Raw genomic sequence first — 12,007 nt, 5'->3', positions numbered from 1 at the left:
GCGGTTCTCAGGTGCCCCGCGCGCCTTAGTTTTATGAACCTGTCAAGGCACGGCGGAACAGTTCTCTATAACTTTACATGATAAATCAATGAAATATAACTAATCCTGGACAAACTTACATTTTTCAGATATAAAGCATCCTGACATTCTATGTTTGGGATACAGGCTTTGAACCTTCAAGAGATCATCGTACAGCCAGTTCAGTCGAAAGAGCAGGAACGTTTTCAGTCATTAATGAAGGCACACCACTATCTGGGCGCTTTACCAAAGATCGGACATACCTTGTGGTATGTCGCCAGCTATCATAATCAATGGCTGGCACTCATCAGCTTTTCCGCCGCAGCCTGGAAATGTGCTGCGCGTGATCAGTGGATTGGTTGGAGCTATCGGGTTCAATATGATCGCCTTCACCTGATTGCTAACAATAGTCGCTTTTTGATTCTCCCCGAGCACCATTATCCTAACCTTGCGTCCCGGGTTCTTTCCTTATGTGAACGGCGAATTTCTCAGGATTGGCAGCAACGCTTCGGTTACCCCTTATTATTGCTAGAAACTTTCGTTGATCCTCAGTTGTTTCATGGCACGATTTATCGTGCTTCTAACTGGGTGCATGTCGGCGATACCCGTGGTTACCGTCGGATTCGCCAAGGCTATAGCCCTAGAGCTCAACAGCCCAAGCAGGTTTTTGTTAGACCCTTGGAAAAGCGCGCTCAAACTCACTTGTCGCAACCTATGCTTAGCCCCTGTTATGGCTATGGAGCACCAAAAATCATGCTAACCGCCGATCAAATGCGCACTTTACCAGAGTTCTTTCTTGATATTCCTGACCCGCGGCGTAAGCAGGGACAGCGTCATTCTCTGCCGTGTATTCTGGCTCTTGCCACAGCTGCCGTGCTCTGTGGAATGGAAGGCTATAAAGCGATTGGCAGCTGGGCGGATGACTTAGGCCAAAAAGCGCGAGCCCGTTTTGGCTGTCGCAAACGCAATGGGCGTTATCAGGTACCCAGTCGCACCACCTTTAGAGAAACCTTAATTAGCGTCGATCCCGCACAACTCGATCTTGCGCTGCAAGGCTGGAACGAACAATTCGCCGAAGCCGACGAAGGCTTGGCCGTCGACGGTAAAACCCTGCGTAACGCGATTGATGAAGACGGTCGTCAAACACACATCCTGGGCGTCGTCGGGCATCAGACGGGACGCTGCCACACTCAAAAAAAGTCGGTGCTTTGCCTGTAGAGGGAAGCGATGAACTTAAACAGACCAACGAAATCGGGATGTTCATCCCGGTTATGGATGCCCTGGCAAATATTGCAGATAAAACGATCACCGGCGACGCTCTTTTAACACAGCGTAAACTGGCGCACTATCTGGTCGAAGACCGGCAGGCCCATTATGTATTTACCGCCAAAGACAACCAACCCACAGTCGCCCAGGATATTCGCCTAGCCTTTGAAAATCGCCAAGCGCCTGACTATAGCGAGCCCTACACCTTAACGCATGGTCGTATTGAGTCACGCTCTATTTGGACGTCTACGCTCCTGAACAACTACCTTGATTTCCCTTTCGTCGGGCAAATATTTGCCATACAACGCCACACCATCGACAAAAAAAGCGGCCAAGAAACCTTTGAGATGGCTTACGGCCTGACCAGTCATTCGCCGATGAGCGCCAACGCTGAACAAGTGCTCAAGTTCAATAGAGATCATTGGGGCGTTGAGAGTCATCATTACCTACTGGATTGGAATTGGAATGAAGATCGTTGCAGGATAAGCAAAGGCCATGGACCTGAAAACATAACCTGTCTGCGCAGATTTGCCGCAGGGTTGATTAAGTCCATGAGTAAAGACAGTGTGGCAGCCACTACCGAAAAGCTGGCGCGTAATGTACGACGGGTATTCGATTACCTACGCATGACAGAGAATTCGAGAAAGGTTATATTGCGATACCAAAGTCAAGAAGTTTAGAACGGTTTCGCCGTGGTTATGGAGAGGACATCCTGGACAAGTACAAAACAATACCTGATGAACAACAGTCAGGATATGAGGATAGCGATTTTAATGATGAGATCCCGTTTTAGCAGGTAGTTTTTAATGCTTTTTAAAATGCGCCGTCCGCCGTATTTTTTGTTTTTATACTGCGGCAAATAGTTGCGGGTTTATGTCGGCGTTGACACCATGGTTCCATATTCAATTGGAAGAGGTTCTGCCGGCACTGAGACGTCATGACGCTTTGAAGCCTCTTTGTTGGCAACGGCAGCAATCCCAATGACAATAAGAATAGGGAATGGGTTGAAGCGCTTTTGCGGCTTGCTAAAGTTCACCGGAGCTCTGTGCGGCTTTGCTCTGGCCGGGGAAGGCTTGGAAACCTTACGTTCTTCAAATGCGGCCAAGGTCAAAGCCTGGCTGACGCCTTCGATTTTGGCATTGATCGCGCGGGTCTTGCCGCTTTTGTCAAAGCCGATCCGGTAATGAATGACATCGCCAATGACCGGTTTACGGCTCATACCCTTCAATGCCGAAATGTGGATGAAAATATCCGGCTCGCCATTATCTTGCTTTATAAAACCGTACCCCTTGTCATCAAGCCATCGAACCAGCGTTCCTTTGTTAGTCGTATTCCTGCAGTCTTCTCCAAAACAATCGCCCTATAGCTTAAGCTTTCTAGCCGCCTCTTCAGGTGTTTCATACCGGTCGCGCAAAGCCAGCAGCAACAAATCCCAGGTCCACTCGACGCGCTTCGAACTTTTCGCGGCCCATAACCGATCTTCGGTAGGTTTCTTTTGCAGCAGTTCTTTGAGTTTGCCTAGCGAATCTGGATCCTCTGTATCGAAGTCGGATAGCCAATTCAGCTCTGCCGGCGTCAAGTGGATGCCGCTTATTCTTTTAGGACTTAATTCCATGCCGGGTGCCCAGGTGACGAAAGACATCTCTTCGATATTGGGGTTTATTTCCAGCGACTGACGGCCCGAGTCCTTCGGAACGTAATAATTGGGGGTCTTTTTCAGTACCTTGCTTTTGGGTAGCTTCCATTTGACGACAACATAGATCTCTTGCCAATTGAACACCCAGAATGTCGCGGGCAGGCCTTCGACGCCGCCGCCCAGGATCGGGGTTGCCGTGAATTTATAGGGGTCGGCGCCTGGCGTTGGCCGGGCATTCGTTGTGTTAGTCACCAATTCGGTGGTCACTCTAAAAACCCGGTTCAATGCCGCCAAGGGCACAGGGCTTGCCTCAACGGTCCAGGTATAAATTCCTTTCTGTTGTAAAAGGCCTCTGTGATCAAGATTCAGCAATTGATGGACTCGATTTAACCGATCATCGGAAAGCCTGTGCGGAAGGCCCTTCAGGTGATCGCGGATGCCCGAATAACTGAGATTGGTCATTTCACCGAGATGCCTTATGGACCAGCCTCGGGCGGTGATGAGATCGAATATGAATTGATGCATTGGGGAAAAGCCTGCAAAGAATGCGGTGGGACAGGAATTTTATCATGTGATCTTGTTTTTTTATAAGGCCTCAATGTGATCATTACGGTGGGTTGATTGCTGTGAAAAAATATGACCATTTGTTTGAAATGTGAACTTGTTTATTTGTTGTTACGCGTGTATATTTTATTTCGCAACTCACGAAGGAGATCAGGCATGCACTCAACAACACAATCACCTAAGCCCGGTGCGGTCTGGGTAGATGAGCCATTCGAACCGGACTGCGCGCGCAATACGCTTTTGGTCCGATTCCCATGGACATTGTCTTGGCGGATCCACGTTTCCAGCGGCTATACCGGGCTGGTTAGCCAACTGCTGCAGAATATCGAGGACATCTTGGGTAAAAACCCGCCGCTCGATTTTTTACGCATCATCGAGCAGGAGGAAGAACAAGGGCCCACGCGGCGCAAAATCCATGTATTCATTGAGTTGCGTCAATGTAGCGCGGCGAAATCCCAGGCGATCAGGCACGCGATACACATGACGGGCAAATGGGCGGAACGGCTTTGCCCGCGCTGCGGCGATAAGCTAATGACGGTAAACCCGTTTGACGAGGACACCTGCGAAATGACGCCGGAACTGATCGCGTTCCTGAAGACCAGGTCGGGGCCGTTCCGGAGCCGAACCATTGAGATTTGCCTGCCGTGCCTGCAGTTGGAATGGGAAGCCAGCCACCCGTTCGGGTTCGTGGAGGAAAGCGGAGTGGACGCGTCACAGGAGGAGGATGAGGATTGCGACGAGGCAACCGATGGCGATGAGCCGTGGGACGCGGCTTGTCCGGCGGAAGAAAATGAGTCGGGCGAGGATTGCGCCGATGCCATCAACGACGATGCGCCGCCGGATGAAGTGCAAAACAGCGCCGTGGAGCAAGCGGTTAAGGCCGCGATTTTCAAGGCCGCCGATATCGATCTACTGGAAAAGACGTGCTCAACTGCGACTCGGGACCAGTCAAGCCGGGCTAAGGCTTTGATCTCTAGTTTACGCGAAACCGAGCCGGACAAACCGTTGACGCCAATTCCTGATGACTGGCGCTCGGTTTGCGATGATTTGGACGCCAGATTCCCGAATTTCAAAGACGTCACCGAGTTTCTGCGTTCGCAATTTGCGCTGTCGGATATCGGCGACCGAGTCATCCGGTCGGCGCCGGTTTTATTGGTCGGCGAGCCGGGAATCGGTAAAACGGAGTACCTGCACCAACTCGCGGAGGCTGTTGCCGGCGAATTCATAGCGATCAATATCGGCAACTCTCAAACCAACTCGACGCTGGCGGGCTCCGAGCGATATTGGAGCAATAGCCACCAGGGCAGGTTGTTCGACGCGCTGGTTTTCGGGACGGTCGCGAATCCGATCATCATGCTCGATGAGATCGACAAGGCCGGCGGCCAGTACGACAAATATAAGCCTTTGTCCGCCCTGCACCAATTGTTGGAGCCGAGGCAGGCCCGTAATTTCTACGACCTGTCGGTGCCGGAGATCAAATTCGACGCGTCCCATATCCTTTGGGTGGCGTCTGCGAACGACCTGGATATGATCGAGAAGCCCATTGTCGATCGGTTTACGGTGTTCGGGGTCGAAAAGCCGACGCCTGCGCAGATGACGGCGGTCGTGAATAATATTTACCGGCGCTTTTTGGCCGAACACCCCTCCGGCGCTTATTTCGATAGCGAGATCCGGCCGGACACGATGGCGTTATTGTGCGCGCACCCACCCCGGAAAGTCCGGAAACTCGTAGAGGGAGCCTTCGGGTTTGCGGCGAGGGAAGCCCGCAACTATTTGCTGCCCGAAGACATCCGGGACAGCGAAAAGAACAAGCGGCACACAATAGGGTTTGTGCGCTAAGGCATTGAGGCGCGGCTGTTTGCGCCCGACAACAGACAACCGGAGGAGAAAACCATGAAAAGAATGTTACAAGAAAAACTGTTTCAAAAGTATCCCGCATTGTATTCGCGGCCCGAGGATACATTGATGCGATTCGGTTTCGAGACTCACGACGGCTGGTACGAACTGATCGATGCGGTATCGGATATCATCACCCGGCGCTGTCCGGACGCTCACGCCAGGCAGGTAAAAGAAAAATTCGGCGGCCTGCGGTTCTATTACGGCGGCGGCGACGCCTATTGCTATGGTGCGGCACGGCTGGCCGAGGAGTTGTCGTATTCGATTTGCGAGGCGTGCGGCGCGCCGGGCTCGGTTTACAACAATGGCGGCTGGGTCTCCACCAAGTGCGCCGAGCATGCGAAAGATCGAAACTTAGACAACATCGAGACGGATTATGAAATCGAGGTTACCCCGGTTTATGGTCTGGGGCCGGGATGGTCGCGCCTGATATTGATTTTAGAAAAAGCCGAGTCCGATTATGCCAAAATCGACGGCCGCCCGCCGGCCCGTTTCCTCGTGGCCGTCAAAAACGGCAAGCTCAAGGTGTCATATTCAGGCGGGAACGAGGAAACGGCCGGCCGCGTCGACCTGATCAACCGCTATGCCGGCCGCATCGACCAGCACACGGGCAGGGTTTTGGATGATTTATAAAGTCGAGCCGCCGCAGGACGGCGAGTACGCCGAAGTCTGCGACTGGACGATCCGGGCCGTCGTTTGCCGGTTGCCTGAAAACCTCATGGAAGAGGTCACTCACCATGTGGTGGGCCTCAATAGGGCAACCGGCAGAGGGCGGGTCAGCACCGCGATCGAGGCGTTCGATCCCGCGACGATGACCCTCAGTACGCGCTCCGGGCGGCATTACCATTTGGTGGGACAACCGGGGCTCCATGTCTTTGCCGAGTATGTGTGGCAATATTGGAAAGTCGTAAACCAAGCCGCCCACGAGCATGACGTGACGGCCGACTACGGGTCAGGGATCGCTTGAGCATGAAAATTTTTTTAATCTCCGACGCTGAAAATCTTGGAGTGTGCCACAGGCACACAAACTGACGCTATACGGAAATAGCGATCAGATGTGTATAAGCTCATTGGAAGATGATGGTAGGTCCATCAAAGTCTGTTGTCGGAAACCGGCTTTAAACCACCTCAAGCTGCTTGTATTAAGAGTGCAGGTAGTGAGCGTTGAGGAAAAGCTAATTCATAATTAGCAGGTAGGGTACAGAGAGACGAGTTAAACCGAACCTATGTTGACGCGTCGTTATTCAGAGACTCGACATCAAAACCTGGGGCGTCCAAGACTTCAGGGATGAGTCTGCAAGCGGATCCGAAGTCTGTGCAGATGGTGTCCGGCGTATAGTGGGCGTGACTCTGTACCGGGCTTTCAATGGGAACTGTGGGAACCAGTCATCATGATGTTAAGGGAGAAATGCAAATCACAAAATTGATAAGTATGAGAGTACCGATGCGTGATACTGGGGCGGAGTTGCTCGTAGTAGTGTTGAAGCGTTTGTAATGAACGAGGAGCGAAGGGGCAACATCAGGCAGCCTTTATTGCTATCACAACTGTTGAAAGGCAGGAGGATGATATGAGCGAGGCAAAGCCATTTGTCATTTCGAAATGGCAAGTGATGCGTGCATTTGAATTGGTGAAAGCCAATGCGGGTGCTGCAGGTGTTGATAGGCAATCGTTGGCAGATTTTGAAAGAAATCTGAAAGACAATCTTTACAAGTTATGGAATCGGCTGTCGTCCGGCAGTTACTTCCCGCCGCCTGTCAAAGCGGTAGCCATACCGAAGAAAGCAGGTGGCGAACGGATTTTGGGTATACCCACCGTGAGTGATCGTATTGCTCAGATGGTCGTCAAACTGGAATTTGAACCCCAGGTTGAGCCGCACTTTTTGCCTGACTCGTATGGCTACAGGCCGAATAAGTCAGCACTCGATGCGGTGGGTGTCACGCGAGAACGTTGTTGGCGCTATGACTGGGTACTTGAGTTTGATATTAAGGGATTATTCGACAATATACCGCATGATCTATTGCTTAAAGCGGTCTATAAGCATACCGATACGGCTTGGGTGAGATTGTATATCGAGCGCTGGTTGACGGTGCCGATGCAGATGCCCAATGGGGAATTGAGTAGCCGGGGAAAAGGCACGCCACAAGGTGGAGTTGTCAGTCCGGTGCTCAGTAATCTGTTTCTGCACTATGTCTTCGACAAATGGTTGCAAAAGCACTACTCGGATACACCCTGGTGTCGTTATGCCGATGATGGTCTGGTGCACTGCCGGAGTGAGGCAGAAGCCAAACACATGCTGGAAGCACTGAAACAACGCTTTCAGTCCTGTGGGCTTGAACTTCATCCGGTGAAAACCAAGATTGTTTACTGTAAAGATGGAAGTCGCAAAGGGCGCTATAAGCATACCTCCTTTGATTTTCTGGGGTATACGTTCAGACGGCGACTGTGTAGGAATCGCAAAAGAAACAGTGTGTTTGTAAACTTTACGCCGGCGGTGAGTAAAGCGGCGCTGAAGTCAATGCGAGGAAAGGTCAGAAAGTTACGAGTCAGAACGCGTACCGAGTTGAGCTTAGGGCAAATAGCACAATGGTTGAATCCCATCATTAGGGGATGGATAGGCTATTATGGTTGTTATACCCGATCTGCGTTATATGGTATGTGTCGTCACGTCAACATGACTCTGGTGAGGTGGGTAAGACGAAAGTTCAAGCCGCTACGCCAGCATAAAATAAAGGCAATGCTGTTTCTGGAGAAGATTGCAGATCAACATCCAAACTTGTTTGCCCATTGGCGGGCGGGAATGATAGGTGCGTTTGCCTGATGGGAGCGGTATGAATCGAGAGGTTCACGTACCGTTCTGCGAGAGTCTGTGGGGGAAGTGCCTGCGGTCTACTCAACAACGGAGCGTTAGCGAAGTGAAGATTTTTAGTCCCCGATAGCCGTAGCGCCGGGTGTTTTGCCGGAGTCTGCGCGAATAGCGCAGGCGGAGGCAAAATACAAGGCATCGCGACACGGCGTAAAGCCATTTGTGGGAGTGCTACGGAGCCGCATCGAGTATACGAGGATGTGGCGTAGTGGCACGGACGCAGGGCGAATCGGGGCCGCCGAAGGCAATAATCGCCAAGTCATTTTTCGCTGCTGAAATCGGACGGACCCCATTTCAGCTTTCGCGAAAAATCTTGGCGCGCTTGCATCCATACTGAATTCGCGCACCGGCGGTTCGACCTGTCCGTTGATTACCGGTGCCTGCGTTTCGATTATCCCGATGCCGAGGATGTCGTGATTCTGGCCGGCGATATTGGCGAAGGGTGCAACGGCATAAGCGCCAACTTAGTGCCTATTCTATGGTGCGTTTATGGCTTTATTCGTCATATCGGTATGGGTTGTCGATACCCATGTTGTATGGAAGTGGTGCTACGCATTGCCATCCGTGGCCCTGGATTCCGCCAATCCCTGGCGGAATGACGCGTTCCTTCCTTAAGTTGGCGCTTATGGGGTGCAACGGCCTGGAATGGAGCCGGAGGCGTTTTGCCAACCGTGAAATCATTTATGTCGCCGGCAATCACGAATTTTATGATAACGACCTGAGCATCATCGATGAATTGCGCGCTACCGCTAAGACGCTGGGCATCCATTTTCTGGACAATGACGGCATCGTCATTGACGGGGTGAGGTTCTTGGGCTGCACATTGTGGACCGACTTTAACCGCTATTCGCCAGCAGCGGTTTACGATGCGCAGTCGACCATGACCGACTATCGCGCTGAAAATCTTGGAAACGGAGCGATAGCGAAGTGAAGATTTTTAGTCCCCGATAGCCGTAGCGCCGGGTGTTTTGCCGGAGTCTGCGCGAATAGCGTAGGCGAAGGCAAAATACAAGGCATCGCGACACGGCGTAAAGCCATTTGTGGGAGTGCTACGGAGCCGCATCGAGTTTACGATGATGTGGCGTAGTGGCACGGACGCAGGGCGAATCGGGGCCGCCGAAGGCAATAATCGCCAAGTCATTTTTCGCTGCTGAAATCGGACGGACCCCATTTCAGCTTTCGCGAAAAATCTTGGCGCGCTTGCTATATCACCTGCAAAACATGGTGGCAAAATCCCGGCCACTACGATCGCGCGACCGAGCTGATGAGGCGGACCACCGATTCTTTGTTCGGATTTGAGCCGCGTTATTTTTCCCCGGCCGTCGCCTATTGTCTGCATCAGGATTCTCTGCGTTGGCTGGAACATCAATTAGCCGAAGCGTATGACGGAAAAACGGTGTTGGTAACCCATCATGGCCCTTCTCTACGTTCCATGGAAATCGTCGATTACGCCTATGCCTCTGCGCTGGATGAATTTATCGCCGACCGATCGCACCGCATTGACCTATGGTGCCACGGCCATATCCATAAATCGGTGGATTATGAAATCGCCGGCGTTCGGATCGTGTCGAATCCGCGTGGCTATCCAAGATCACCGGGCCGGCTTTGATGAGGAGCGATTGATAGAGGTGTAGTAAACCGACCAAACACAGCTATAACAAATCGTGAGCAGAACACAATGCAATTAACCCCTGTGGCAGCGCCATAGTTAAAGTGGAATGAATTATAATAACAGATCAATGGTATAGAATATTATTGGCGTAGTTAAGAGCGAAAACACTCATTAGATGATTTACTGACACCGTCAAAACGATGTCAGTAATGTTTTAAGTGCTAATATCTATATTCATTATTGATAATAGGGATTTCCGGAAGGCAGACTTGCGAGCAGGTTCTTCGGGAGGAATTCCATGACTTCGTGTTGAATTCGTGTCGGCAAATGACTCAAAACTAACGACAGGGAGAGCGCATTAATGTCGCGGTCTGTAAATCTGGATTTCGCGAGGTTGAGACCCCAGCAAACGATTCGGCAATTTGATTCGACATAGCCGATGGCATTGTCGATTCGATCGATGGAGGGTGAGTAAAAAGAGCGTTCGCCCACGGCCCCAGATTCATAGGCCTTAGTTTTTATCGGTAGCCCGGAAATTTCACAAACGCCTTTTTCTAATCGCGCTTTGAACCACGCCTCAGAAATGTCAAAAACTAGATTTCTTTTTTTGGCAGACGCTTTCGTCGAGGCCAAAAATTTTTTATGTGGGAATTGGCTATAATATTCAGCTATTTTTTGGGATTTGATGAGCTTATTGTGATCCAACTGTGCGTTGTAACTGACTGCACATTTATGAGAGCAGTATTTTCTGTATGAGCGAGTGCGAACATACGTGTGAGATTTTCCGCAATATTTGCATGAGATGGTCAGTGTTTCGGGAATCATGAGAAGTCTCCAAATAATAAAATTCTTTATAAGAAAAAAATATCCTACGGAGAACATTTTAATAAATTTAATGTTCTTGTCAAGAACATAATCGGATTAAACCTACCTTTATGCTTCGATTCAAATTAAAAGAACTGCTTGCAGAAAAATCCTTCCGGGAAGGACGAAAAATCACATTAGAGGAGGTGGCGAAATTGACAGGCGTAAACCGAGCAACGTTATCTAAAATGAACAACCCATTAGGCCATAACACCACTACCAATAACCTGGATGCGTTATGTAAGTTTTTTGATTGTCAAATTGGTGAATTAGTTGAATTTGTGCCCGACGACAAATAAGGACTTATCAAAGTAGAGCGTCATTCGAGGTAATCGCAATAGCAAAATCTATCATTTGATGGCCGGTCCGAGTTATGACGCGATGAAAGAGGAAAACATTGTCGAATTTTCGAGTGAACCCGAAGCTCGGGCGGCAGGATTCATAAGGTAAGGTCTGCTGTTCGAACCCCTGCTCGAAGCCAGAAACAATCCCTGTCGATCAGAAATGGCATCGGAACACCATTAATCAAAGCTCTGCCCCCTGAAATGCCCATACCTATCGGTTTTCAGGACGATACCATCGGAAATGGGATTGATGTTATGAGGCCTTGCCGCTACGACTGGAACGGATGGTGAAGGCGAGGCAAAACCAGGTGAAATGGATGGAATCTTCCCAGAAGATTAATATTTCAAAAAAAATCTCCGCCGTACCAAAGCGCGGCAAGCATCAGTGCTGCGGGGAACAGAAGGTATTTCAGGTTTCCTCCACCTTTTTTGGTAGGTTCCTAATTTTGTAACGCTCGCCCAGGCTCATGCAGGCCAAACGCATTTCGGACCCGCCAAGCCAAGGCCTAAGCGCAAATCAATCAGATCATCTTCCGGCATCAACGCAATCATCAGCTTTTCCTCGCCACTCAGTATTTCCATGAGCCGATCGACAGCATCTCCGACTGCCACAGGAGGGTCAAAGCCATGATCTAAAAGCGTTGTCCAATTTTTTGTCAAAACACTTCACCCCCTTATCAATCAAGGCTTACGAAGAAAATATGACGAGTTAATGACAAGGTTATCCACAGATTTTGTGGATAACTGCAATTCATATCGAACCCAATTGTTGTTCTTCATGGAAGCCAATCCATTCTTTACCGAGATCATCTGTGATTCTGAGTTCAATTCGCGATAAAGCGTTATTCGTAACACTGGATTCAGAAAACCGAGCGATTAGCAATGCTTCCTTAATATTCAGATGTTGGTTATTAGTCAGCACAAGTAGGCGTAGTGACCGGGT

At 50.3% G+C, this 12,007-nt stretch carries 13 protein-coding genes; 8 read left to right on the top strand and 5 right to left on the bottom strand.

Annotated elements, in window-relative coordinates; all coding sequences use genetic code 11:
• Positions 1–150 precede the first annotated feature (150 nt).
• Both WJM45_RS14195 and WJM45_RS14190 read left to right on the top strand, forming a co-directional pair.
• Positions 151–1,236: a Druantia anti-phage system protein DruA gene (locus WJM45_RS14195; protein WP_341325521.1), complete on the top strand. Its 1,086-nt coding sequence runs from the start codon at positions 151–153 to the stop codon at positions 1,234–1,236.
• Positions 1,227–1,964: an ISAs1 family transposase gene (locus WJM45_RS14190; RefSeq protein WP_138767055.1), complete on the top strand. Its 738-nt coding sequence runs from the start codon at positions 1,227–1,229 to the stop codon at positions 1,962–1,964. Before WJM45_RS14195 ends, WJM45_RS14190 begins: the two co-directional genes overlap by 10 nt.
• A 191-nt stretch (positions 1,965–2,155) precedes the next feature.
• On the opposite strand, the gene WJM45_RS14185 is transcribed toward WJM45_RS14190, so the two are convergent.
• Positions 2,156–2,596 (bottom strand): cold shock domain-containing protein, encoded by a 441-nt coding sequence (locus WJM45_RS14185; protein WP_341328949.1) that lies wholly within the window; start codon positions 2,594–2,596, stop codon positions 2,156–2,158.
• 48 nt (positions 2,597–2,644) lie between these two features.
• Entirely contained in the window at positions 2,645–3,445 is an 801-nt protein-coding gene (locus WJM45_RS14180; RefSeq protein WP_341325739.1) for a hypothetical protein, read from the bottom strand.
• A gap of 195 nt (positions 3,446–3,640) precedes the next feature.
• On the opposite strand from WJM45_RS14180, the gene WJM45_RS14175 reads away from it, so the two are divergent.
• From WJM45_RS14175 to WJM45_RS14150, 6 genes are all read left to right on the top strand, one after another.
• Positions 3,641–5,323, top strand: a complete 1,683-nt coding sequence (locus WJM45_RS14175) for an AAA family ATPase (RefSeq protein ID WP_341325738.1) — start codon at positions 3,641–3,643, stop codon at positions 5,321–5,323.
• Between the two features lie 54 nt (positions 5,324–5,377).
• Positions 5,378–6,013 carry a hypothetical protein gene (locus WJM45_RS14170; RefSeq protein ID WP_341325737.1) on the top strand — a complete coding sequence of 212 codons (636 nt, stop codon included), beginning with the start codon at positions 5,378–5,380 and terminating at the stop codon, positions 6,011–6,013.
• Positions 6,003–6,347, top strand: a complete 345-nt coding sequence (locus WJM45_RS14165; RefSeq protein WP_341325736.1) for a hypothetical protein — start codon at positions 6,003–6,005, stop codon at positions 6,345–6,347. Before WJM45_RS14170 ends, WJM45_RS14165 begins: the two co-directional genes overlap by 11 nt.
• Before the next feature lie 601 nt (positions 6,348–6,948).
• Positions 6,949–8,199 (top strand): group II intron reverse transcriptase/maturase, encoded by a 1,251-nt coding sequence (gene ltrA, locus WJM45_RS14160; RefSeq protein ID WP_014148637.1) that lies wholly within the window; start codon positions 6,949–6,951, stop codon positions 8,197–8,199.
• A gap of 640 nt (positions 8,200–8,839) precedes the next feature.
• On the top strand, positions 8,840–9,175 hold the full coding sequence (locus WJM45_RS14155) for a hypothetical protein (RefSeq protein WP_341325735.1): 336 nt from the start codon (positions 8,840–8,842) through the stop codon (positions 9,173–9,175).
• 333 nt (positions 9,176–9,508) lie between these two features.
• A complete protein-coding gene (locus tag WJM45_RS14150) occupies positions 9,509–9,853 on the top strand; it encodes a hypothetical protein (RefSeq protein ID WP_341325734.1) in 345 nt (114 codons plus the stop codon).
• Positions 9,854–10,093: 240 nt separating this feature from the next.
• Here the strand turns inward: WJM45_RS14150 and WJM45_RS14145 are convergent, their stop codons facing one another.
• The 3 genes from WJM45_RS14145 to WJM45_RS14135 all read right to left on the bottom strand — a co-directional run bounded on the left by WJM45_RS14145 (position 10,094) and on the right by WJM45_RS14135 (position 11,986).
• Positions 10,094–10,681 carry a hypothetical protein gene (locus WJM45_RS14145; protein WP_341325733.1) on the bottom strand — a complete coding sequence of 196 codons (588 nt, stop codon included), beginning with the start codon at positions 10,679–10,681 and terminating at the stop codon, positions 10,094–10,096.
• A gap of 848 nt (positions 10,682–11,529) precedes the next feature.
• Entirely contained in the window at positions 11,530–11,724 is a 195-nt protein-coding gene (locus tag WJM45_RS14140) for a hypothetical protein (RefSeq protein ID WP_341325732.1), read from the bottom strand.
• A 91-nt stretch (positions 11,725–11,815) separates the two neighbouring features.
• Complete coding sequence (locus WJM45_RS14135; RefSeq protein WP_341325731.1) at positions 11,816–11,986, bottom strand: hypothetical protein; 171 nt, start codon at positions 11,984–11,986, stop codon at positions 11,816–11,818.
• Positions 11,987–12,007: the final 21 nt, after the last annotated feature.

The sequence above is a fragment of the Methylotuvimicrobium sp. KM2 genome (genome assembly GCF_038051925.1).
GTDB lineage: Bacteria > Pseudomonadota > Gammaproteobacteria > Methylococcales > Methylomonadaceae > Methylotuvimicrobium.
The sequence above is the reverse complement of the archived record's forward strand: the minus strand, read 5'-3'. Positions and strand labels throughout refer to the sequence as shown.

Excerpts from the sequence above, each read along its gene's own strand:
- WJM45_RS14195 (WP_341325521.1), top strand. The coding sequence starts at position 151 with ATGTTTGGGATACAGGCTTTGAACCTTCAAGAGATCATCGTACAGCCA.
- WJM45_RS14180 (WP_341325739.1), bottom strand. The coding sequence starts at position 3,445 with ATGCATCAATTCATATTCGATCTCATCACCGCCCGAGGCTGGTCCATA.
- WJM45_RS14175 (WP_341325738.1), top strand. The coding sequence starts at position 3,641 with ATGCACTCAACAACACAATCACCTAAGCCCGGTGCGGTCTGGGTAGAT.
- WJM45_RS14170 (WP_341325737.1), top strand. The coding sequence starts at position 5,378 with ATGAAAAGAATGTTACAAGAAAAACTGTTTCAAAAGTATCCCGCATTG.
- WJM45_RS14165 (WP_341325736.1), top strand. The coding sequence starts at position 6,003 with ATGATTTATAAAGTCGAGCCGCCGCAGGACGGCGAGTACGCCGAAGTC.
- ltrA (WP_014148637.1), top strand. The coding sequence starts at position 6,949 with ATGAGCGAGGCAAAGCCATTTGTCATTTCGAAATGGCAAGTGATGCGT.
- WJM45_RS14155 (WP_341325735.1), top strand. The coding sequence starts at position 8,840 with ATGACGCGTTCCTTCCTTAAGTTGGCGCTTATGGGGTGCAACGGCCTG.
- WJM45_RS14150 (WP_341325734.1), top strand. The coding sequence starts at position 9,509 with ATGAGGCGGACCACCGATTCTTTGTTCGGATTTGAGCCGCGTTATTTT.
- WJM45_RS14145 (WP_341325733.1), bottom strand. The coding sequence starts at position 10,681 with ATGATTCCCGAAACACTGACCATCTCATGCAAATATTGCGGAAAATCT.